Origin of the sequence: Hominiventricola filiformis (assembly GCF_020686965.1) — a bacterium.
In the GTDB taxonomy this organism is placed as follows: domain Bacteria; phylum Bacillota; class Clostridia; order Lachnospirales; family Lachnospiraceae; genus Hominiventricola; species Hominiventricola filiformis.
The window spans coordinates 26,490-49,263 of the sequence record NZ_JAJEPS010000005.1 but is presented as its reverse complement, the minus strand read 5'-3'; the positions used below and the strand labels follow the sequence as shown (position 1 = coordinate 49,263).

Here is a 22,774-nt window from a genome sequence, read left to right as displayed (position 1 = left end):
TCCTCTTTTTTCTATTGATATCTTTATACCCGATTATAATTGATCAGGCATCCTTTCAAAATGATCTCTCTTTCTTCCGGTGTCATCTCACCGAGTTTCAGAATAAATGCATGAAGCTGTCCATCTTTTACCACATAAGCTTCCAATTCTTTTGCCCCGTTTTTCACTGCTTCGGTAATATGAGGAACAAAGAGATAATCTCCGTTCTTGAAGGGCAGCTCTCCCTCGTCAATAAGGAATGGCAGCATACCCCAGTTAATGAGGTTGGAACGATAACGCTTGGTGGCATAGCTGTTGGCAATATTCGCCCAACCGCCCAATACTTTCTGGCAGGAAGCTGCCTGCTCTCTTGCAGAACCATCTCCCGGTTTTACAGCGAAGATCGTACTTCCCACGCCGAGATTTCCTTTTCCTGCTTCCGGATATTTGGTATGTACCGCATCCATAACCGTCTTCAGCTCAGGTACCGCATCTAAAGGACAATTGCCTGCTTCGATGGCTTTCTGGGCTTTCTGGATCTCTTTTGCACGACCTACATACTCCGGATCTTTTCTGGACAGGGTAAATTCTGCCAGTCCCAGCGGATTGGAACGATAAGAAGAAGTCTCACCGGATGGAATCAGCTCATCCGTTGTAGTGACTGGATCATGAATTTCGGATACGACTTTCAGCACCAGATACTCTGGCAGCGCACTCATGGCCGGCCAGTCTTTAATATTCGGACCAAAGTGAATCTCCACGGAAGGATCTGCCACTCCTTTGCTGTCAAAGACACGATTCTCATAGATCTTCTTATCAAAGAAGTATTTCGGGTTGCGGAACTCTACATCCAGATCCGTTGCGGCTGTCAGATAACCCTTGTTGGCCGCTGTCGCAGCAATGGAACGGGCATCCATCAGTGCCACAGACGCAATCTGACCATTCTGCAGCTTGGAACCTTCACGGTTCGGGAAGTTTCTGGTGGAATGACGGATACTGAAGCCATTATTGGACGGCGTATCGCCTGCACCGAAACAAGGTCCGCAGAATGCGGTCTTAAGGACAGCTCCGGTCTCCATCAGCATGGCTGCGGAACCATTTTTAATCAGTTCCATATAAACCGGCATGGATGCCGGGTAAACGCTTAACGTAAATTCATCGGCACCGATGCTTCTGCCCTTCAGGATATCTGCCGCTGCACAAATATTTTCAAATCCACCGCCTGCACATCCGGCAATGATTCCCTGATCCACATAGAGTTTTCCATTTCTTACCTTATCTCTCAGTGAGAAATGTACCTGGTCGCCAAGGCTGACTCTTCCGCGGGCTTCACAGTCTGCCAGAATATCGTCAAGATTTGCATTCAGCTCTTCAATGGTATACGCATTGCTCGGATGGAACGGCATGGCAATCATCGGTTTGATCTCACTCAAATTAACAACGATCATGCCGTCATAATAAGCTGCCGGTCCCGGATTCAGCTCTTTGTAATCGTCTGCTCTTCCGTGAATTTCATAAAACTCCTGAATCTTCTCATCGGTTCTCCAGATGGAAGACAGACAGGTGGTCTCTGTAGTCATAACGTCCACACCGATACGGAAATCTGCACTTAAGTTTGCAACACCGTCACCGATGAACTCCATGACTTTATTATTGACATAACCGCACTCAAATACCGCTTTGATAATAGCGAGGGCCACGTCCTGGGGACCAACCCCCTTCATGGGACTTCCCGTCAGATAAACACCTACCACACCCGGCATGGAAATATCATAGGTCTGGTTCAACAGCTGTTTTACCAGCTCCGGACCGCCCTCGCCCATGGCCATGGTTCCCAGGGCACCGTAACGGGTGTGGCTGTCAGAACCAAGAATCATCTTCCCGCCGCCTGCCAGCATTTCTCTTGCAAACTGATGGATAACGGCCTGATGAGGCGGTACATACATGCCGCCGTACTTTTTGGCACAGGTCAGTCCAAACATATGATCATCTTCGTTAATCGTTCCTCCTACTGCACAAAGACTGTTATGGCAGTTCGTCAGAACATAGGGCATGGGAAATTTCTCAAGACCTGATGCACGGGCCGTCTGAATAATTCCCACAAACGTAATATCATGGGACGTCAGCTTGTCAAACCGGATTTTCAGTTTGTCCATGTTGTCTGACGTATTATGCGCTTTTAAAATTCCATAGGCAATGGTCTGTTTCTTAGCTTCTTCCTTCTCCGGAACACTTCCCAGCTTTCCGGCCAGGATGGATGCACTTTCCACTGTATCGGCAATGATTTCCGTTCCGTTGAGGACGTAAGCACCGCCATCATATAACTGAATCATAGACACCTCCATAAAAAACGTCTTGCATAATTGTATACAATTATACAAGACGTTTCAAAGAAAAGCAATACCTAACTCTCGGCAGTTTCCGATGCAATTGGAAAACTTACCGTCACTTTGAAAAGATCTCCATCCAGATAAATCTCAAAAGTTCCTTTTTGAATTTCTGTCAGATCCTTGGCAATGGACAGGCCCAGTCCACTGCCTTCCGTGCTTCTTGATTCATCTCCTCTGGTAAATCGTTCGGTCAGTTCTTCCGGAGAAATATTTAAAGGATTCTCCGAAATATTTTTAAGGGAAAAGGCCACCCGATCTCCATCATTAATCAGATCCAGATAAACCCTTGTATGAGGCATGGCATACTTTTCCACATTACGGAAAAGATTTTCAATAATTCTCCACAGCCGCCTGCCGTCTGCGTCTACATACTGGGGATTCTGTGGGAAATTTTCTATCAACTGAAGCCCTCTCGCCTCAAATCGCTCCACGAATTCACCGCTGGTCTGCATGAGCAGCTCCTTTACATCAATTCGTCGAATGTCCAACACCACATTGCCGGAGCTGGCTCTTGACGCCTCCACCAGATCTTCCGTCAATTGTTTGAGTCTTTGGGACTTCTGATCCAGCACTTCCAAATATTCATTGGCTTTTTCATTATGAAGCTCCTCTCGTTTCAGAAGATCCACATAATTGATAATCGAAGTAAGCGGTGTCTTCAAGTCATGGGACACATTGGTGATCAGATCCGCCTTCATTCGCTCACTTTTCATCTGCTCCTGTAGAGCATGCCGCAGTCCATCCCCCAGATCATTGACGGCAGCTGCCATCTGTCGGTTTATAGCAAACAAACCGCTCTCCGAAATCCGCGTATTCCCTTCTTCAGAATTAATTTCCTGTATTGCAGTCAACAGTTTCTGGCGCTGCATACCATCTGTTACCAATACTGCCAGTACCACCAGATTAACTCCTGCCAGCATGGCAACGGACAAGACACCTTTTCCAGACAGCACCCAAAGCAGGATCTGAAGGAGCAGATAACTGACAAAGCAGATGCTGACCCGCATTACGATACCCGCATGATTCAGAATCACCAGTGCCATATTCCATAAGAGACGTAAAAGCAGTACCAAAATCCAGATAGCTGTTACTACAAGCAGCACAGCTGCTGCCACCATAGGTAAAATATAGGGCTGCAGATTCTGATCCGCTTCCTGGTATTTCTGTGCTGCCGCTGATAACACATCTGTTGCCGGAAATGTAGTATCAATCCCCACATAAACCAGATATTCCCCTGCCAGATGTATATTCCATCCTTCCAGCAGATCATGGGTATTATAGGAATAATAATCTCCCACATTCTGCTGTGCTACACTGATCGTCCGGCTGTCATAGATATAATAACTTCCCAGGCTCTTGAAATAGGCAGCAAATGTATCCTGGGAGTTCTCACTCTGCAAGGAATCTACATTGGTATATACATTTCCATTTCCAAGATCCCACAACAGATACCGCACATTCGTGGCCTGTGCCGACCAGTTCTTCTGCTGCTCCTGATAAAGAGCTACTTCCCTCTGAATCTGTTTCATGGATTTCACAAGCTGATCTACAACAGCTTTGTATTCCTCGTCGCATTCGTTGCAGTACTCCTGAATGCTTCCATAAAAAAGCGGCTTGTACGATTCATTCAATACGTCATCCGAATATGATGTTCCTTTCAGACTCCACTGATATAAATCTCCAAGCCGGTAACAGATGCCATTTCCTTTTTCTTTTTCCGGCATCTCGTCATAAATTGTGCCATTGTCCAGATAATCTCTGAGCCGGATAATTCTCTGGGGATCATACTGACCATCCTTTTCCATCCGGCTGTCTCTTACTGCTGCTTCAAGTGCATCATACACTGAAGATGCTGCCTGTTCCTGAAATTCTGCAGTTTCCACATAATTCTTTCCCCCCAGAATTTCTTTCCAGGTTTCACTTCCGTATCCAGCCCGCATACCGGCAACAAAACCAACTGCCAGCACTGCTGCAGCCGCTGCATTTACACATACGGCAATTCCTCTTAATAAGGATATATGTTTCTTTTTCATAGGCTCCTCCTATTCCCGGTCAATCTTGTAGCCCACTCCCCAAACCACTTTCAGATAGCGCGGCTCTTTCGGATTGATCTCAATTTTTTCCCGGATATGTCGAATATGAACAGCCACTGTGTTGTCTCCGCTGATCGCATCCTCGTTCCAGATGCTTTCGTAAATCTGGCCTATAGAAAATACCTTTCCAGGGTTTTTCACCAGTAACAGAAGAATACGATATTCTATCGGTGTCAGCTTCACCGGCTCACCTTCTACAGTTACTTCTTTCCCATCGTCATCCACTACCAGACCGCCAATGCGGAAAATATGATTTTTCTTCTCTGCAATTGCTCCAAGCTGCGTGTATCTGCGCAGGACAGATTTTACACGGGCAGTCAATTCCAGCGGATTGAACGGCTTGGTAATATAATCATCCGCTCCGATATTGAGCCCAAGAATCTTGTCCACATCTTCTGATTTTGCTGAGAGGAAAATAATGGGCACTCCACTGGTTTCCCTGATTTTCATAGTTGCCCGCATTCCATCCATCTTTGGCATCATAATATCAATAAGTATCAGATGGATTTCATGCTCCTGAAGCATTTTTATGGCTTCCAGCCCATCATAAGCCTTCAGTACCCTATAGCCTTCCTGACTGAGATAGATTTCAATGGCATCTACAATTGCATGGTCATCGTCACAAACCAGAATGTTCATATTCTCGTATCTCCTTTGCTGATTATGTTATAACATTCCTTTTTTAAGATAGAAGCCGTAATTTTATTAAGATTTTTTTAAGGAAGACAGGTAAAATACAGATTTCCGGCTGTTGCAAACATTGCAGCGGCGTCTTTTCTTCCCATATTTCTGGTTCCGGCCTGTCCCGGAGTCCACAGCACCACATTCTGGGCATCATATCCTACAATAAGCACTGCCTCGCCGGTTCCTGTCATGCCAAGCACCGGCATTCCTTTATCAATATAGTAGAGAACCGTCTCCACACTACATCCTGAAAGAATACAGCTATCCGTTCCAAGTTCCTGATTCCAGATCTTCCACGCAGACATACCCTCATCCCGAAGAGACTGCACATCCGTATATATCTGCCTCGTTTTCAGTACCCGCTGCATACAGGCGGTCAGAACATCTGCGCTGCTTTCTGCAGAATCTTCTTCTCCGTCAAATCCGTCCAGCAGAACTCTGCTGCGGCTTGTTCCCCTGCTCCAGCAGCATTTACCAGCTTTCCACACAGAACCCATGTTATCATAAGCTGCATTGACGGCATCTGCCAGTTTTTCATATCCTTCCGTCTGTCCATCAAAGCTGTACACAAGATAGCAGTCCGTTCCCTGTTCGCCCACTTCCAGTGTCCGGCTTCCTTCAAAGAGCACCAGTTTCACCTTCGGACGCTTCAGGCTGCTGTTCTTCATCGTCCCACTATAACTAAGGAAATATTCATTTCTTTTTACTTCATCATATGCAGTTTTCAGACTCAGAAGCTCCGATGTATTTTCATTGGCATACGTAATCGGTTCCGGAAGTGCTTCCACATATCCGCCGTCTCCGGAGGCCTGTATACAGGAAAGATCAATCCGGTTCTGCACAATGGAAAGATCCGTCACATATTTTCCTTTGGACGAATAATCAAATTCCCGCACTGCCTGTCCATCGGCTGCACGAATAATAATCCGGTACATGGGAAAAATCTCACTTCCATCTTCCTGCACCCGGATATCATCCACACGCGCAGTTCCGTAGATAAAATCTTCCTCCATAAAACCAAGGGCACGAACGGCTTCTCCTGCGGATGCCTCAATCCGCTGTACAATTCCAGTCTCCGTATGCAGAAGACTGATCACGCTATTGCTGCCGTCTGTCCATGCCGCTGTCTGTCCACTGTCTGAAATCTGCACCAGTTCTTCCGGAATATCGTTGGCCAAAACCGTTACCTGGCTGGTCTCCAGATCGATCTGCAGAATCATTCCCCTGCTGTAGATCCATGCCTGACCATTACTGTTCTCCACCGCCAGTTTGCCAAGTTCTTCCTTCACTGCAGCATATGGCCGGTCTGACGGAAGAAAAAACTGTTCCTCAACCGTATTCATAATCGCGTCATAATGGCACATGAGCACTCCACTCATTCCTTCATAACGTCCCCTGTTCATATATCCATATACCAGAAAATCCATACTGCCGGACTCTTCGACCTGCAGGATCCGGAAATCATGCGCTCCATAGGTTCCCCTCTCATCCTGACCGTCTTCAAAACCATAGACAAGACTCAGCCGGTTCTGCCCAAAATCGTAGCACCACAGCTGTCCCTGGGAAACGAATCCAATGACATTTTCTTCCTTATTTTTTCTGTAATCAGGCATGTCGCTCTGAATACCAAAAGCAAATTTATTATCCGTCAGCAATCCCTTTCCAGGTGAAAAGATCTGATCTGCTGTTCTCTCATATGCCAGCAGGAACATTCTGGATGCCGTATATCTGACACGGATGGCTTCCCGTACATCGTAGGTCTCTTTTGAATCCGTATTTTTCAACGTATAGGTAAATACAACCGCCGCCACATCTTTGGAAATATCAGTGACCGACAGTTTCAGGTCGCCAGTCTCTGCGACCTGCATATCTCCCCATGTAACAGGGCCGGAACGGGAATGAATATTGACATACCCCAGGCTCTTTCCATCCATGGTTCCGTTCGGTTCCAGATAATTCAGAAACATACTGGAACTGTCCTTTTCAACTGTCACCCGATGAAATTCCTTTGCAAAATCCAGGCATTCCTGCATATGGTTTTCACCCAGGTAGGTGATCTGGGAGTAGTATTTTATTTCTTCCTCATCTCCAGTCTTCACCTTGCAGATCAGAAGATAATCTTTCTCCGGTTCCAGCAGATCCTTCAGCTGTACCGTATAACGGATATACTGTCCATCGTCCTCTCCCTGCAGACCGCTTCCATCCTGAATCAGCCGTTCCGAATCCAGACTTCTCACTTCATAGGAGGTATCCGTGATCTGTGCATTATACTTTTCCAGCGCCAGCTTCAGCACATGATCCTCCTGCACTGCAATCACAGAATCCTTCATATAGCCGCCATCCATATCTGTCCTGTATCCATGCATCTCATTGTAGAGGGTCCCTTCCGTTTCCGCATAGAGTACCGGAAGAACTGCCTCTGCCATCGATGTGGTCATATCCCTGTTTCCCACCTGAGTCAGATAGCTGGTCAGAAAAAGTCCTGCCAGAAATGACAGCAGCACACTTACATACTGAATTAATTTTTTCTTCATTTTATCCACCTTTTTGGAAAAAGCCAACTGTTCTCTGCTGAAAACAATCGGCCTTTATTCTACACATTTTCTTTAGTTTACTATCGCTTTGAAAGCGTGTCAATTACTTTTACCGGGGTATACCGTCTCCTGTTGGTCTTTCTTCGGCACATCATCTCCTGCAGCAAAAGTACACCGATCAAATCCTGCACCTGCTCCCATCCCGGTGCGTCTTTTCCGAAACGTTCCCCTTTTTCCGCCCGTTCCCATATCTCCAGGCTCTTTTTTCTAAGGGAGAGCTGATCCGGGTACTCATCATACATCATGCTGCCCGGATACTCCAACAGCGAACATACTTCATCCACATAAGGCTTCAGCCTTCTCGCCATGATCGGATACATTTCCTGCAGTCTCCGGAAGTCCTCTTCATCTTCCATTCTTTCCGGCTGATCCCAAAGACTCAGGTAATTCATTCGGTTTCCATATGGATACAGCCACGGGAACATCCTCTGATTCCATTCGTTCGGCTCTTTCATGAATCCAGACTCCATTCTTTTTACCTATAATGAAGTATATGCTTTCCGTCCGGTAAAAGACACAAAAGGGAGCATCGCCGAAACGATACTCCCTCTTTTGTAAATCTCTTCACTTAGTCTTCTCTGAAACGGATAGTCTGCGTCTCCGGATCCATCTCCTCAACGATTGCCAGGGACTCTACACGATAACCGCGTCCTCTGAGCATTGCTCCGCCGTGCTGGAATCCTTTCTCGATCACAATTCCGATTCCTGCAACATTGGCATGTGCAGCTTCAATGATCTGACACAGACCTGCTGCCGCGCATCCATTTGCCATAAAATCATCAATTACCAGAACATTTTCATCCGGATGAAGGAATTTGCTTGCAACGATAACTTCATATTTCCGCTTATGGGTAAAAGATTCCACCGGAGCAGACAGCATGGTGCCGTCCAGATTGATGGACTGGGATTTTTTTGCAAATACAACCGGACATTTAAAATACTGTGCTACAATGGCAGCAATTCCGATTCCGGATGCTTCGATGGTAAGAATCTTATCAATCTTCACGCCTTCAAATCTGCGTTTGAATTCTTTTCCCATCTCATTAAACAGCTCAATATCCATCTGGTGATTTAAGAAGCTGTCTACTTTCAGTACATTTCCCGGTTTCATAACTCCGTCTTTACGGATTCGTTCCTTCAAAAGTTCCATAATTGCCGTTTCTCTCCTGTTCCTGCTGGATATATTTTTTACATTCTACCCCAGACTATCCAATATTTCAATGCCTGAACGCAAAAAACCCGCGATCTGACTGACCGCGGGAAATTTCTATTCTGCCGGCTCTTCCAGAATTTCCTGATATTTTTCAAGAATCGTTGTCTGGATACAGTCGCGGGTTGCAGAACTGATCGGATGTGCAATATCTCTGTACTCTCCATCAGAAGCACGTCTGCTGGGCATGGCAATAAACATTCCTTTTTCGCCTTCAATTACCTTAATGTCATGTACTACAAATTCTCCATCAATGGTAATGGAGACTACCGCTTTCATCTTACCCTCTTTTGCAACTTTTCGAATCCGTACATCTGTAATCTTCATAGACCTCTCCTCGTATCTCTTATTTTGTGGAGCTTACATGATATATCTGTCATTCTTCTCAATGACCACTTTCACTCCGTCTTCCCCCACATAGCGGGAATTTGCCCGGATCGTATCCCGGCTTTCTACAATACAGTTCTCAATGTGAGTATTGTCACCCAGATACACATCATTCAGAATAATAGAGTTTTTAATCACGCAATTATTCCCCACGAACACCTTTTTAAAGAGAATGGAATTCTCTACGGTGCCATTTATAATGCAGCCACTGGCTACCAGGCTGTTCTTCACATTAGAGCCTGCATTATACTTCGCCGGCGGTAAATCCTGAACTTTGGAATATATATCCGGATAGTCCTGCAGAAAATGTTTTCTGACTTCCGGTTTCAGGAAATCCATATTCGTCTCATAATACGACTCTACCGACGAAATACTGTTCCAGTAACTGTCAATCTTGTAAGAATAGATCTTCTTTACATTTTTGTAACGGATCAGAATATCACGCACAAAATCGAAGCGGTCTTCCTGCGCACACTTTTCAATTAGTTCAATCAGCTGGCGTCTGCGAATAATGTAGATCCCGCATGACACCATATGGGCATCCGTCGCCATGGGTTTTTCTTCAAAATCAATGATTCTTCCATTGTCATCTGCCTTTACGGCTCCGAATCGGCTCAGATCGGCTCCCTGCGGCATCTCCTTGCATACAACAGTAATATCTGCCTTCTTATCAATATGATATTCCAGCACTTTTCCATAATCCATCTTGTAGATGCCGTCTCCGGATGCGATGACCACATACGGTTCATGGCTCTGTTTGAGCCAGTCCAGATTCTGATAAAGAGCATCTGCCGTTCCACGGTACCAGTAATTGTTATCCATGGTCAACGTAGGAGTAAAGAGATACAGTCCGCCCTGTTTTCTTCCAAAGTCCCACCATTTGGAGGAGCTCAGATGCTCATTCAGCGAACGGGAATTGTACTGGGTCAGAACTGCCACCTTCTGCACATGGGAATTGGACATATTGCTCAATGCAAAATCAATGCTCCGATAACTTCCTGCTACCGGCATAGCCGCAATGGCGCGCTTCTGCGAAAGTTCTCTCATCCGATGATTATTGCCGCCTGCTAATATAATTCCTATTGCTCTCATGACCGATCACCTGCCTTAATTAAAGTCTCACCGCTTGCGAGTATTCCGTTTGGATAATCCTCACTCTCCGTCGGTCCGGAAATGGCCGTATTCAGGCCGATCTGGACATTGGGAGGAATGACGGAATTCTCTCCGATGGTCACAAGACCAAAAGAATATACTTTTGGATTTACTTTATTCGGAATATCTTCCCCTACGCCGAGCGTGCAGTGATCTCCAATCACAACCTCCTCTGCAATGATGGACTTGTCCACCTGAGTGCCTTCTCCCACAGTGGTATTCTTCATAATGATAGAATCCCGCACCACAGCGCCCTTACAGATATGTACATTGGCTCCGATGACGGAATTGATCACAGTTCCCTCAATTGTGGAATTGCCGCAGACAATGCTTCGCTCGATAAATCCATCTTCCGATACATATAATGGCGGAACTGCATCACTCTTGGTATAGATCTTCCAGAACTCCTCATAGAGATTAAATTCCGGGATGATATCGATCAGTTCCATATTGGCTTCCCAGTAGGAACCAAGTGTACCTACATCTTTCCAGTATCCATTGTACTCATATGCGAACAGCCGCTCCCCGTTTTCCAGACATTCCGGAAGAATATGTTTTCCGAAATCACATCCCGGTACGGAACGCATCTTGATCAGTGCTTCTCTTAATACCTTCCATGTAAAAATGTAGATTCCCATGGATGCCAGATTACTTCTCGGATTTGCCGGTTTTTCCTCAAAATCCGTAACCTTTCCGGTATCATCCGTGATCACCACGCCGAAACGGCTGGCTTCTTCCCACGGTACCGGCATGCAGGCAATGGTCACTGCCGCATTGTTTTCCTTGTGATAATCCAGCATTACCTCATAATCCATCTTGTAGATATGATCACCTGACAGAATCAACACATACTCCGGATTGTAGGTATCAATATAATCGATATTCTGATAAATGGCATTGGCCGTACCGGAATACCAGTCACTTCCGGCACTTCTCTCATAGGGTGAAAGAATCGTCACACCTCCATTATTCCGATCCAGATCCCACGGCATTCCGATTCCGATATGCGTATTCAATCTCAACGGTTGGTACTGTGTCAGTACTCCAACTGTATCAATACCTGAATTGATACAGTTGCTTAACGGGAAGTCGATAATGCGGTACTTTCCTCCAAAAGCAACTGCCGGTTTGGCAACTTTGGACGTAAGCACCCCGAGACGGCTTCCCTGCCCGCCAGCTAAAAGCATGGCAATCATTTCTTTTTTTATCACGCTATCACCTCTTGCTGCATAGAAAAACATGTTTTGATGTGGTTATTATAGCACACTTTTTATAAGTGGTGAACATTTTTCACCAAAATCATTCTTTATTTTTTCATATTTTGTGATGTTTTTTATCTTTTCTTACATTCCCCCCACTTTTGCTTCGTCATTTTTTACATTCTCTTTGTTTATTTTTTGTCAGCTTTTACAAACCGTTGCTTTTTCATTTAAATAGGATATAATGTAAAATAAAAACGCAGAAAGGCTGAATTTTCATGTATCAGATAAACTTTAAAGAGCCATGCCATATACATTTTATAGGCATCGGCGGCATCAGTATGAGTGGTCTTGCGGAAATTCTTCTGAAGGAAGGATTTACCGTATCCGGTTCTGATTCTCAGGAATCCGATCTTACCAGACACCTGATCTCCAAAGGAGCGCAGATCTTTTACGGTCAAAAAGCTTCCAATATTATTCCGGGCATTGATGTGGTCGTCTACACGGCTGCCATCCATCCTGACAATCCGGAATTTGCAGAAGCCGCACGCCAGTCTCTTCCCATGCTGACCCGTGCAGAACTGCTGGGTCAGATTATGAAAAACTACAAAACGTCCATTGGTGTATCCGGAACCCACGGAAAGACCACAACCACTTCCATGCTGTCCATGATCCTCATGGAGAGCCAGAAGGATCCTACAATCTCCGTAGGCGGTATTCTTCCGGAGATCGGCGGAAATATCCGTGTGGGCCATTCTGATACATTTCTGACTGAAGCCTGCGAGTACACCAACAGCTTCCTGTCCTTCTTTCCGACAGTGGCAGTGATCCTGAATATTGAAGAAGACCATATGGATTTCTTCAAAGATCTCGCGGATATTCGTCATTCCTTCCACCGCTTTGCCGGACTTCTCCCGGACGATGGACTTCTGGTTTTAAACAGCCAGATCGAGCACCCGGAGGAAATTACCGACGGTATCAAAGGCCGAACTGTCACCTATGGTATGAACGGAACGGAAGACTACACTGCAAAAGAAATTTCCTATGACGAGAAAGGATGTGCTTCTTTCCGCCTGTTCCATCATGGTGAAGATCTAGGCATGATTACACTTCATGTCCCAGGTATCCATAATGTCTCCAATGCACTGGCTGCACTGGCCACTTCCCTGGAACTTGGCATTGACGCTGACACTGCTGCCAGAGGTCTCTCCATGTTCCACGGCACGAACCGTCGTTTCCAGTACAAGGGTGAGGTAAACGGTTTCACCATCATCGATGATTACGCACATCATCCAACAGAGATCGAAGCCACCTTAAAAGCAGCTGCCAACTATCCACACCGGGAACTGTGGTGTGTCTTCCAGCCCCATACCTATACCAGAACCAAAGCATTCCTTACGCAGTTTGCGCAGGCCCTTTCCCATGCGGACCACATCGTTCTCGCTGATATTTATGCAGCCAGAGAGACCGATACCCTGGGGATCAGCTCTCAGACATTACAGGCGGAAATCGAAAAACTTGGAAAACCCTGCTATTATTTCCCAACATTTGAGGAAATTGAGAAATTTTTATTAAAAAAATGTATGCACGGGGACCTGTTGATAACTATGGGTGCCGGAGATGTGCTGAAAATAGGGGAAAATCTGCTTTCCAGATAAAGTTATCCACATTATCCACATGTTTATCAACATAATAAGTTGCATAAGCATGTGGATTTTTTCGTGGATAAGACATTTACATAATATTCCTGACACCGATCTGTCAAATTCCCTGTTTTCGTTGAATTTCCTGTATTTTTCTGTCGAAACAGGTTTCCAATAATGAAAACTGTCCACCAGGTTATCCACATTATCCACATTCTTATTCCACACCGGTTTTCCATATCCACTGTCAGTTTCCCACCTATTTTCTTTTCCCGGGAGCTGTGCTATACTCCGTATAGAGTAGGAGTATAAAAAAATGAGTGATTTTGTATTAAAGACCGACGGTACACCGGGAGTTACCAGCGTGTCCAATCTTTTTCTGGATTATTATATGCCGGGTGCAAACGGAGAATACGTGAAAGTGTATCTCTACCTTCTGCGCGCCCTGAACTGTCCGGATATTTCTCTGTCCGTAGCCGGTCTTGCCGATGTCATGGATAAAACAGAAAGCGATATTTTACGCGCTTTAAAATATTGGGAAAAACAGGGCATCCTGTCTCTGGAATGCGACGATGCCAACACCCTTCAGGGAATTTATCTCTGTACCATTCCTGATCCGGTAGCAAAAAAATCAGAGGCAAATGCCACCGTCTCTCTCCGCCAGGAGAAAGAAACTCCCGCGCCAAAATCTTACAGCCCGGAAGAGCTCAATGCCTTCGCGCAGCAGTCAGAATGCCGGCAGCTTCTCTTTGTGTGCAACCAGTACCTTGGAAAAACACTGTCTCCTTCGGAGATTGAGACCATTCTCTATTTTTATGACCAGCTTCATTTCTCTGCTGATCTGATCGAATATCTGGTAGAGTACTGTGTCTGCAAGGGCAGCAAAAGTATCCACTATATCCGCACGGTAGGGCTTGCATGGGCGGAGGCAGGCATCTCTACGGTGGGGCAGGCGAAGGAACGTACCACCACTTACCGGAGAAATACCTTTGCCATCATGAAGGCCTTCGGCATCAATGACCGGAATCCGGTGGACCCGGAGCTTTCCTACATTGAAAAGTGGCTGAACACCTATGACTTTACCCTGGATCTGGTACTGGAGGCATGCAGACGAACCATGGAGCGGCTTCATAAGCCAAACTTTGAGTATGCCGACCGCATTCTTACCCGATGGTCGGATCAGAAGGTACATAATATGAACGATGTACTGGCGCTGGATCAGGAACATCAGAAAAAAGCAGCACGCAGAGCACCTGCATCCCAGGCCCGCTCCACCGGTTTCACTAATTTCCAGCAACGTGATTATGATTTCGACGAGCTGGAGAAACAGCTCCTGGAAAGCCAGCACTGAGTCTGAAAAAGGAGGGCTGATCCCATGGCACTGACCAACAGTCAATACGATACCATCATGCGGGGATATGACCGCAGACAATATGAAAATTACCGCAGGCAGTGCGCCCGGACCGACGAGATCTACGAAAAGTTTCCTCGGATCAGAGAGATTCAGGAAGCTATGTCTGCCTGCAGCATCCGCCAGGCGGAACGACTTTTTGACGAAGAACCGGATGCTCTGGAGATACTCCGTCAGGAACTGTCCTCCCTGCGGGCAGAAAAAGAACAGATCCTGAAAAAAGCAGGTTATCCCGTGGATTATATGGAAATGCAGTATACCTGTCCGGACTGTAAGGACACCGGATATGTCGGCCAGAAAAAATGCCACTGCTTCCGGCAGAAAGAGATCGAACTTCTCTATTCTTCCTCAAGACTTCAATCTGTGTTGGAAAAAGAGAACTTTTCCACCCTGTCCTATGACGTCTATGATGAGACACAGAGGACTTCCATGCCGCCCATCATCCGGACCTGTCAGGAATATGCCCTGAACTTCAGGAAAGACGGAAAGAGCATGCTTTTCTACGGTTCTGTCGGAACCGGAAAGACATTTCTCTCCAACTGCATTGCCAAAGAACTGCTGGACAAAGGATTTTCCGTCATCTATTTTACATCTTTCCAGCTGTTTGAACTGCTCTCTGGTGCCATATCCGGCGGTTCTGAAAATTTCCGCCAGGCTTACGAGCCGCTTCTGGAAAGTGACCTTCTGATTTTAGATGACATGGGAACCGAGCTTTCCAATACCTTTACGGTATCCAAGCTGTTCCAGATACTGAACGAACGGATGCTGGCAGGGAAATCGACCATCATTTCCACCAACCTCTCCCTGCAGGATTTCCGGGATATTTACAGCGAACGTGTCTTCTCCCGTATCACCAGTTCCTATACACTTCTGAAGTTTACGGGCAGTGATATCCGAATTCGGAGAAAAATCGCAGGTTCCCGCTGAAAGTCCTTGACGTTGGCTTACTGCTGATGGTATGGTCTTACTGAGATATTTATTATTATATTGTATTTAAATTGCATCTTATTATATGGAGGATTACATCATGAATATTCAGCGCAGTGAACGGGTTCTGGAAACGATTCCCGTTGGCTCTCTCGGCATCATTGCACTGCCGAGCTGTAAAAATCTTGGAAAAAGAGTGGACGATTACCTGGTGCAGTGGCGTCACGAAAGCGCTAATCAGCACAAAGATAATATCGTATTCCAGGGATACGAACAAGAGTCTTATCTCCTGAACGCAAAGGTACCCCGGTTTGGTTCCGGCGAGGCAAAAGGAATTGTGCAGGAATCTGTCCGTGGACGTGATCTGTACCTGATGGTTGATGTATGTAACTACAGTCTTACTTATTCTCTGTGCGGACATGAGAACCATATGTCCCCGGACGACCATTATCAGGATCTGAAACGTATCATCGCCGCATGTGGAGGAAAAGCAAGAAGAATCACCGTCATCATGCCGTTCCTGTACGAAAGTCGCCAGCACAAGCGTTCCGCAAGAGAGTCTCTTGACTGCGCACTTGCTCTTCAGGAGCTGACCAAGATGGGCGTTGACAATATTATTACTTTTGACGCTCACGACCCGCGTGTCCAGAATGCGATCCCGCTGTCAGGTTTTGAAACCGTACAGCCTGCTTACCAGTTCATCAAAGCACTGCTCACCAACGTCCGCGATATCAAGGTAGACAGTGAACATCTGATGGTGATCAGCCCGGATGAAGGCGGCATGGGCCGTGCTGTTTATCTGGCAAATGTTCTCGGTATTGATATGGGTATGTTTTACAAACGACGTGACTATGCACGCATCGTCAACGGACGCAACCCCATCGTTGCCCATGAGTTCCTCGGCAGCAACGTAGCCGGCAAAGATGTTGTCGTTATAGACGATATGATCTCCTCCGGCGAGAGCATGATCGACGTAGCCCGCCAGCTGAAAGCACTGCATGCGAATCGAATTTTCCTGTATTCCACCTTTGGTCTTTTCACCAACGGAATGGAAAAATTTGACGAAGCATATAAAGAGGGACTTTTTGATCGTCTGTTTACCACTAACCTGGTGTACCAGTCACCGGAACTTCTTTCCAGAGAATATTACATTTCCTGTGACATGAGCAAATATATCGCCCTTTTAATTGATACCTTGAATCACGATGCTTCCATCAGCGATCTTCTGGATCCGTTTGAGAGAATCCATCGTTTTCTGGAAAAATATAAAGGCGGTCGACTGTAAAATAATATTCACCCTGGCCGTTTCATACGGTCAGTTTTTTTTTGTAAGGAGAAGCATTACTAATGAAAAATTTCCTCTTTATTTCTCCTGCATTCCCCGGAAATTATGAAAATTTCTGCGTCGCCCTGAAAAATGACGGCGTCAATGTCCTCGGAATCGGAGACACCCCCTACGATGAACTTTCCCCCGTCTTAAAATCTGCCCTGACAGAGTATTACCGGGTGGATAATATGAAAAACTATGACGAAATGTTCCGTGCAGTAGCGTTTCTTTCTTTCCACCATGGAAAAATTGACTGGCTGGAAAGTAATAATGAGTACTGGCTCACTCAGGATGCACGACTGCGGGAAGATTTCCATATCACGACTGGTCTACAGCCGAAGGATATGGCGCTGATCAAGCAAAAATCCCGCATGAAGGAAGGTTATAAAAAAGCTGGAATTCCAACTGCCCGTTTTCATATGGTGCAGGATCAGGCCAGCGCGGAAACTTTTATCAAAGAAGTCGGTTATCCGGTCATCGTAAAACCAGACTGCGGCGTCGGTGCCTGTGATACCTGGAAACTGGAAAATGAGAAAGATCTGACCGATTTCTTCCGCAATCTCCCATCGGTACCCTATATCATGGAAGAATTGGTGCCCGGCGAGATCTGTTCCTATGACGCTATCGTAAACAGTAAGGGAACCGTACTCTTCGAAACTGGTAACATTACACCGATCTCCATCATGGATAGCGTCAACCAGCATGGTTCCATCCAATTCTATATTGTAGACCAGGTAGCTGATGATCTCAAAGCTGCCGGAAAAGCCTGCCTGAAAGCATTCCGGGTAAGAAGCCGCTTTGTCCATCTGGAATTTTTCCGTCTGACACAGGATCACGCCTATCTCGGAAAAAAAGGTCAGATTGTGGGGTTGGAGGTCAATATGCGTCCATCTGGAGGACCGACTCCCGATATGGTGAACTTTGCCTACAGTACCAATTGTTATCAGCATTATGCCGATATGATGGTCTACGACAAACTCCGGCATCAGACCAAAGCCACACGCTGCTTCTGTGCCTACGTAGGCCGCTGGAAAGAGCTGCATTATCTGCACTCCCATGAAGAAATTCTGGACGTCTGGAAAGCCGATCTGAAGCTTGCACAAGAGCTTCCCGAAGTACTTGCACACGGCATGGGAAATTATATGTATCTGGCTCATCTGGAAAGTAAGGAAAAGATGGAAGAATTCTTCCGGTACACATTGGAACTCTGCCCTCCGGAACCGGTAAAACCGGCAAGGAAACCGGCTGCCAGAAATCGAAAGGCTCCGGCAAAAACTACAACCAAAAGGAAAGAATAAATCATGCAGATAAAAGAACTGAACTGGTACAGTGAAAGACTGCACCGCGATATGCCGGTCAAGGTCTACGGTCATGCCGGCAAATCCTGTCTGGTCATCCCTTCTCAGGATGGAAAACACAATGATTTTGAAGGATTCGGCATGGTAGATGCCTGTGCCCCCTTTATTGAAGAAGGAAAGCTCCGCCTCTACTGTGTCGATACCATCGATGCAGAGACCTGGTCATGTACCTGGAAGAATGCACGTGACCGGATCGTGCTCCATGAAGACTGGATGCAGTATCTGGTGCAGGAAGTCCTTCCACTGATGGAAAAGGAAAATAAAAATCAGAAAGCTATGACTATGGGATGCAGTATGGGGGCTTTCCACGCTGCCAATCTGTTTTTCCGCTTTCCGGACCGTTTTGACACTACCATCTGCCTCAGCGGCATCTATGATGCTTCCCAGGTACTGGGCGGCTATATGGACGATCTGGTCTACCTGAACTCTCCCTACCATTGCCTTCAGAATATGCCGGAAGATCACCCGTATATGTCTCTGTATCGCAGGAGTAATATGTTCTTCTGCGTTGGACAGGGCGCATGGGAAGACGAACTTCTGGCAGATACCAGAAAACTGGACGGCGTGCTTCATGCAAAAGGAATTCCTGCATTTGTGGACTACTGGGGATATGATGTCGCCCATGACTGGAACTGGTGGCAGAAACAGGCTCCCTACTTCCTTGGAAAAATTCTGTAGAAAAGTTCACAGAATCTACATTTGACTTTCCCGTATCCAGCTTCTACAATAGAAACTGAATTTACGCATGGAGGTATTTTATGAAAAAACTGACTGTTTTATTTTTAACACTTGCATTATGCGGCACCATGCTCGCCGGATGCGGATCTTCCAAATCTGACAGTGCTGCCGAAACTGACACCACAGAGACTGCAGAAACTGCAGGTGCTGACACTTCTGCCGACAATGCTTCCGATAAAAAAGAAGGCTCTGACGAGAGTGCTTCCGCTGAAGAAGAACTTCTGACCGGACTCCATCATATCACTATTGACGTACAGGACTATGGCACCATCACTCTGGAACTGGATGCCGATGAAGCTCCCATCTCCGTTACTAACTTCGTGAATCTGGCAGAGGAAGGTTTCTATGACGGCCTGACTTTCCACCGAATCATCTCCGGCTTCATGATTCAGGGTGGTGACCCGAAAGGAAACGGAACCGGCGGCTCTGATACAACCATCAAAGGAGAATTCTCCGAGAACGGCGTGGAAAATAACATTTCCCATGTACGCGGCACCATCTCCATGGCCCGCGCCAATGACCCGGACAGCGCTTCCTCCCAGTTCTTCATCGTACATGAGGACAGCACCTTCCTGGACGGCCAGTACGCCGCATTCGGCCACGTAACAGACGGAATGGATGTGGTAGACGCCATCTGCGAAAACACCCCCGTACAGGACAATAACGGAACTGTAAAAGCGGGTGATCAGCCGGTGATCACTTCCATAACTGTGATTGATTAAACTGCGTAATGGGACTGTCTGTCGGCAGTCCCATTTTTGTGTGTCTGGTTTCCGCAGACCTGGGCATATAGACTAGTAATCTTCCGCTCCGCCCAGGGAATTCACCAAAATCACCTGATTCCCTGTAAAAAATTATATTTCCAGGTCTGATTGGCGATATAGAAAAACTTTGCTTCATTCTGCCCGGAAAATCAGAAAGTCCGGGCATAAATACCTTATTTTAGCAACCTCACTGTAATCTCTGTCATATAAGAATTCAAATCATCCACTGCGAGAGCATCTATCAGATACCGTTCTATATATTCCCTTTCAACCTGAAGTCCCTGTTTCTGAATATATGTAAGCATTCGCTGATATGCTGCACCGACTGTTTTCCAGTGTCCCCGGTGATAAGCTGTCAGATAGTCGCCTTCCGGAAGTACCTGATAAGAAAGTTTACGCGGACGTTTTTCCAACAGCACAATTGCATTGTCATACCGGTCATAAATACCCTGCTCTACATCATCCCCATGCTGTATATAAGCAACTTCATAATCACTTTTAAATCCCGGATTAGCTTCCAGAAATCTGGTAACCAGTTCATTGGCTTTTCTGTAACTTTCTTCCGCATTTCCGCTTTCCACACTGCTGTAAAGATAGAAACGCTCCGGGAATTGCTGAATCCGTATTTCATCTGTATTTATGTGGAGTCCTGTTTCAATTCGCTCCTTGCGGTGTGCAATCCACCTTTTCATATTTTTTAATTTTGTCATTTCTTCCTGGATTTTTTCTTCCCGTTCTGAAAAAACTTCCAGCATTCTTTCCGGACTGCGTTTTCCAAGAAGTTCCTGGATTTCTTTCAATGGCATTCTCAGTTCTTTTAAAAGAAGAATGGCATCCAGCAGTTCCATCTGGCTAACCTCATAATAGCGGTATCCATTCTTCATAACAACAGCCGGCCGAAACAGTCCGATCTCATCATAATGAAATAACGTTTCCTTCGTGATTCCCATAAGTTTTGCCAGTTCACCAGTCGTCATATACATTCTTTGTTCCATCTTTTTCATCCCCGTTTTTCTTCTTGACTATAGGGTTACCCTATAGCATATACTGTCTTTTGTCAATCACTTCGTTTTAGGTTTGAAAGAGGAATTTTAACAGATGAGTCATTCGATTAATCAGAATATTACCCCTGCGGGGCTTTTGAAATTCGCAGCGCCATCCATCATTATGATGGTGTTCATGTCATTATATACCATTGTGGACGGAATCTTTATCTCGCGTTTTCTGGGCAGTAATGCCCTGTCATCACTGAATATTGTGTATCCGGTTATCAATGTGGAAATTGCTATTTCTACCATGCTTGGTACCGGTGGGAATGCGATCATCAGCAAGTATCTCGGCGAAGAAAAAAATGAGCGTGCTCGCGAAGCATTGACACAGTTTGTGGTGCTGGCACTGCTGCTCAGTTTAGTCCTGCTGCTTTTTTCTGAGCTGTTTCTCACTCCCATTTCCAGATTTCTGGGTGCCAGTGACGTGCTGCTTGCCGACTGCCGCCTGTATCTTGGAACTTCCATGCTATTTGCACCTGCCTGTATGCTGCAGGCTGTCTTTCAGTCTTTTCTGGTGACTGCGGGACGCCCGGGACTTGGCCTTCTGCTCATGACCGGTGCAGGTATTTTTAATATGATTCTTGACTATGTATTGATCGTTCCGTGTCAGATGGGAATCGCAGGGGCTGCGCTTGCTACCGGTATCGGACAATGTGTTCCGGCAGTCTGTGGACTGTGTTTTTTTCTGTTTACCAGGAGAGAGCTCCGGTTCTGCCGTTTTACGTTTTCTGTAAAGGAGATGCTGGATGCCTGCTATAATGGTTCTTCCGAAATGGTATCCCAACTCTCCAATGCTGTCATTACATTTCTTTTTAACATCGTTATGATGTCTCTGGCCGGTGAACACGGAGTTGCTGCCATCACCATTCTGTTGTACGGACAATTTTTGTTTAATGCTTTTTACCTGGGATTTTCCATCGGAATCAGCCCCGTTATTGGTTTCCAGTATGGAGCCGGAAACCGGGTAAAGCTGCGAAAGATATATCGGATTTCTTTCCTGTTTGTAGCAGTTTCTTCCTTTGTGATTGTAGTATCAGCCGTCTTCTTCTCTCCTGCCATTGTAACAATTTTTACAAAAGATCAGGGCACCTGGGAACTGGCTTCTGTAGGATTCAGATTGTTTTCCATTAATTTCCTATTCAGCGGCATGAATATTACATCTTCCGGATTTTTTACTGCACTGTCCAACGGAAAAGTGTCCGCGCTGATTTCTTTCTGCAGAACATTGGTTTTTATTGTTATTTCATTGTTGATTCTTCCGCGGATTTTTGGTATTAACGGAGCCTGGATTGCCATTCCGGTGGCTGAATTCCTGACACTTCTCATCACCGGTTGGATGCATCGCGTTTATTTTCTGATGCCTGGTGAGCGAAATTATTTGTAGCTGTTCATCTGGGCATATACGGCCGTGAATATGTTCAATGCCCAAAGCATATATCGGACTCATTATGCTGGATCACCGCTTCCAGATTATCAAGTGCTTTATAGATCTTCGCCTCAACTGTCTCGCGTGCTTCCATCTCCTGATAAAGTGCTGTCATCTCTTCCCTGAAAGGTGAAGGCAGCTGATCAACCCACTCCTGAAGAAGCTGTTCTTCCCGCTGCTCATCTGCTTTCGTTTTATCAAAGGTGGGAATATCCCCGGTAAAGCATTCACCAAGATCATGAATGAGACACATCTTGATCACTTTATTCATATCCGCTTCAGGAAATTCGTCACTGATCCAGTAAGCCATTAGAGACACTCTCCAGCTGTGTTCCGCCACGCTTTCTCTTCGTCCACCGGATGTATCACAATGACGCAGAGTATCCTTTAACTGTTCTGCAGTGTGGAGTGCTTTCATTAAATCCTGCACGTTCATTTTTTTC

At 45.9% G+C, this 22,774-nt stretch carries 19 protein-coding genes; 8 read left to right on the top strand and 11 right to left on the bottom strand.

Translation table 11 applies throughout. The features are described from left to right. Positions 1-23: 23 nt before the first annotated feature. From LKD36_RS06675 to LKD36_RS06635, 9 genes are all read right to left on the bottom strand, one after another. Positions 24-2,312, bottom strand: coding sequence for a hydratase (locus tag LKD36_RS06675; protein ID WP_308459151.1), 2,289 nt, complete (start codon positions 2,310-2,312; stop codon positions 24-26). A 71-nt stretch (positions 2,313-2,383) separates the two neighbouring features. Next, positions 2,384-4,402, bottom strand: coding sequence for a sensor histidine kinase (locus LKD36_RS06670; RefSeq protein ID WP_308459150.1), 2,019 nt, complete (start codon positions 4,400-4,402; stop codon positions 2,384-2,386). Positions 4,403-4,411: 9 nt separating this feature from the next. Beyond that, the gene (locus LKD36_RS06665) at positions 4,412-5,101 is read right to left on the bottom strand and encodes a response regulator transcription factor (RefSeq protein WP_118770468.1); all 690 of its coding nucleotides are present in this window, start codon (positions 5,099-5,101) and stop codon (positions 4,412-4,414) included. A gap of 77 nt (positions 5,102-5,178) precedes the next feature. Continuing rightward, a complete protein-coding gene (locus LKD36_RS06660) occupies positions 5,179-7,680 on the bottom strand; it encodes a hypothetical protein (protein ID WP_308459149.1) in 2,502 nt (833 codons plus the stop codon). Between the two features lie 80 nt (positions 7,681-7,760). After that, positions 7,761-8,195: a hypothetical protein gene (locus LKD36_RS06655; protein ID WP_118770466.1), complete on the bottom strand. Its 435-nt coding sequence runs from the start codon at positions 8,193-8,195 to the stop codon at positions 7,761-7,763. A 113-nt stretch (positions 8,196-8,308) separates the two neighbouring features. Further along, entirely contained in the window at positions 8,309-8,890 is a 582-nt protein-coding gene (locus LKD36_RS06650; RefSeq protein WP_118770465.1) for a xanthine phosphoribosyltransferase, read from the bottom strand. A gap of 117 nt (positions 8,891-9,007) precedes the next feature. Continuing rightward, a complete protein-coding gene (gene spoVG, locus LKD36_RS06645; protein WP_118770464.1) occupies positions 9,008-9,277 on the bottom strand; it encodes a septation regulator SpoVG in 270 nt (89 codons plus the stop codon). A gap of 33 nt (positions 9,278-9,310) precedes the next feature. Then, positions 9,311-10,429, bottom strand: coding sequence for a glucose-1-phosphate adenylyltransferase subunit GlgD (gene glgD / locus LKD36_RS06640; protein ID WP_118770463.1), 1,119 nt, complete (start codon positions 10,427-10,429; stop codon positions 9,311-9,313). Next, positions 10,426-11,700 (bottom strand): glucose-1-phosphate adenylyltransferase, encoded by a 1,275-nt coding sequence (locus LKD36_RS06635; RefSeq protein WP_118770462.1) that lies wholly within the window; start codon positions 11,698-11,700, stop codon positions 10,426-10,428. The genes glgD and LKD36_RS06635 overlap by 4 nt, the downstream gene beginning before the upstream one ends. A 266-nt stretch (positions 11,701-11,966) precedes the next feature. Here LKD36_RS06635 and murC point away from each other — a divergent pair, with 266 nt between their 5' ends. The 7 genes from murC to LKD36_RS06600 all read left to right on the top strand — a co-directional run bounded on the left by murC (position 11,967) and on the right by LKD36_RS06600 (position 19,814). Further along, positions 11,967-13,346 (top strand): UDP-N-acetylmuramate--L-alanine ligase, encoded by a 1,380-nt coding sequence (gene murC, locus LKD36_RS06630; protein ID WP_308459148.1) that lies wholly within the window; start codon positions 11,967-11,969, stop codon positions 13,344-13,346. 301 nt (positions 13,347-13,647) lie between these two features. Then, entirely contained in the window at positions 13,648-14,682 is a 1,035-nt protein-coding gene (locus tag LKD36_RS06625) for a DnaD domain protein (RefSeq protein WP_308459147.1), read from the top strand. 24 nt (positions 14,683-14,706) lie between these two features. Further along, positions 14,707-15,669 carry an ATP-binding protein gene (locus tag LKD36_RS06620; protein WP_118770459.1) on the top strand — a complete coding sequence of 321 codons (963 nt, stop codon included), beginning with the start codon at positions 14,707-14,709 and terminating at the stop codon, positions 15,667-15,669. Positions 15,670-15,769: 100 nt separating this feature from the next. Further along, positions 15,770-16,954, top strand: a complete 1,185-nt coding sequence (locus LKD36_RS06615; protein ID WP_308459146.1) for a ribose-phosphate pyrophosphokinase — start codon at positions 15,770-15,772, stop codon at positions 16,952-16,954. Positions 16,955-17,016: 62 nt separating this feature from the next. Further along, entirely contained in the window at positions 17,017-18,294 is a 1,278-nt protein-coding gene (locus LKD36_RS06610) for an ATP-grasp domain-containing protein (protein ID WP_308459145.1), read from the top strand. Positions 18,295-18,297: 3 nt separating this feature from the next. Next, the gene (locus tag LKD36_RS06605; protein WP_118770456.1) at positions 18,298-19,032 is read left to right on the top strand and encodes an esterase family protein; all 735 of its coding nucleotides are present in this window, start codon (positions 18,298-18,300) and stop codon (positions 19,030-19,032) included. 80 nt (positions 19,033-19,112) lie between these two features. Further along, the gene (locus tag LKD36_RS06600) at positions 19,113-19,814 is read left to right on the top strand and encodes a peptidylprolyl isomerase (RefSeq protein WP_308459144.1); all 702 of its coding nucleotides are present in this window, start codon (positions 19,113-19,115) and stop codon (positions 19,812-19,814) included. A 215-nt stretch (positions 19,815-20,029) separates the two neighbouring features. On the opposite strand, the gene LKD36_RS06595 is transcribed toward LKD36_RS06600, so the two are convergent. Then, positions 20,030-20,851 carry a MerR family transcriptional regulator gene (locus tag LKD36_RS06595; protein WP_308459143.1) on the bottom strand — a complete coding sequence of 274 codons (822 nt, stop codon included), beginning with the start codon at positions 20,849-20,851 and terminating at the stop codon, positions 20,030-20,032. 103 nt (positions 20,852-20,954) lie between these two features. On the opposite strand from LKD36_RS06595, the gene LKD36_RS06590 reads away from it, so the two are divergent. Continuing rightward, on the top strand, positions 20,955-22,289 hold the full coding sequence (locus LKD36_RS06590) for an MATE family efflux transporter (RefSeq protein WP_308459142.1): 1,335 nt from the start codon (positions 20,955-20,957) through the stop codon (positions 22,287-22,289). 34 nt (positions 22,290-22,323) lie between these two features. Here LKD36_RS06590 and LKD36_RS06585 read toward each other — a convergent pair whose 3' ends face one another. After that, entirely contained in the window at positions 22,324-22,767 is a 444-nt protein-coding gene (locus LKD36_RS06585; RefSeq protein ID WP_331465183.1) for an HD domain-containing protein, read from the bottom strand. Positions 22,768-22,774: the final 7 nt, after the last annotated feature.

Excerpts from the sequence above, each read along its gene's own strand:
- LKD36_RS06675 (WP_308459151.1), bottom strand. The coding sequence starts at position 2,312 with ATGATTCAGTTATATGATGGCGGTGCTTACGTCCTCAACGGAACGGAA.
- LKD36_RS06670 (WP_308459150.1), bottom strand. The coding sequence starts at position 4,402 with ATGAAAAAGAAACATATATCCTTATTAAGAGGAATTGCCGTATGTGTA.
- LKD36_RS06665 (WP_118770468.1), bottom strand. The coding sequence starts at position 5,101 with ATGAACATTCTGGTTTGTGACGATGACCATGCAATTGTAGATGCCATT.
- LKD36_RS06660 (WP_308459149.1), bottom strand. The coding sequence starts at position 7,680 with ATGAAGAAAAAATTAATTCAGTATGTAAGTGTGCTGCTGTCATTTCTG.
- LKD36_RS06655 (WP_118770466.1), bottom strand. The coding sequence starts at position 8,195 with ATGAAAGAGCCGAACGAATGGAATCAGAGGATGTTCCCGTGGCTGTAT.
- LKD36_RS06650 (WP_118770465.1), bottom strand. The coding sequence starts at position 8,890 with ATGGAACTTTTGAAGGAACGAATCCGTAAAGACGGAGTTATGAAACCG.
- spoVG (WP_118770464.1), bottom strand. The coding sequence starts at position 9,277 with ATGAAGATTACAGATGTACGGATTCGAAAAGTTGCAAAAGAGGGTAAG.
- glgD (WP_118770463.1), bottom strand. The coding sequence starts at position 10,429 with ATGAGAGCAATAGGAATTATATTAGCAGGCGGCAATAATCATCGGATG.
- murC (WP_308459148.1), top strand. The coding sequence starts at position 11,967 with ATGTATCAGATAAACTTTAAAGAGCCATGCCATATACATTTTATAGGC.
- LKD36_RS06625 (WP_308459147.1), top strand. The coding sequence starts at position 13,648 with ATGAGTGATTTTGTATTAAAGACCGACGGTACACCGGGAGTTACCAGC.
- LKD36_RS06620 (WP_118770459.1), top strand. The coding sequence starts at position 14,707 with ATGGCACTGACCAACAGTCAATACGATACCATCATGCGGGGATATGAC.
- LKD36_RS06615 (WP_308459146.1), top strand. The coding sequence starts at position 15,770 with ATGAATATTCAGCGCAGTGAACGGGTTCTGGAAACGATTCCCGTTGGC.
- LKD36_RS06610 (WP_308459145.1), top strand. The coding sequence starts at position 17,017 with ATGAAAAATTTCCTCTTTATTTCTCCTGCATTCCCCGGAAATTATGAA.
- LKD36_RS06605 (WP_118770456.1), top strand. The coding sequence starts at position 18,298 with ATGCAGATAAAAGAACTGAACTGGTACAGTGAAAGACTGCACCGCGAT.
- LKD36_RS06600 (WP_308459144.1), top strand. The coding sequence starts at position 19,113 with ATGAAAAAACTGACTGTTTTATTTTTAACACTTGCATTATGCGGCACC.
- LKD36_RS06595 (WP_308459143.1), bottom strand. The coding sequence starts at position 20,851 with ATGGAACAAAGAATGTATATGACGACTGGTGAACTGGCAAAACTTATG.
- LKD36_RS06590 (WP_308459142.1), top strand. The coding sequence starts at position 20,955 with ATGAGTCATTCGATTAATCAGAATATTACCCCTGCGGGGCTTTTGAAA.
- LKD36_RS06585 (WP_331465183.1), bottom strand. The coding sequence starts at position 22,767 with ATGAACGTGCAGGATTTAATGAAAGCACTCCACACTGCAGAACAGTTA.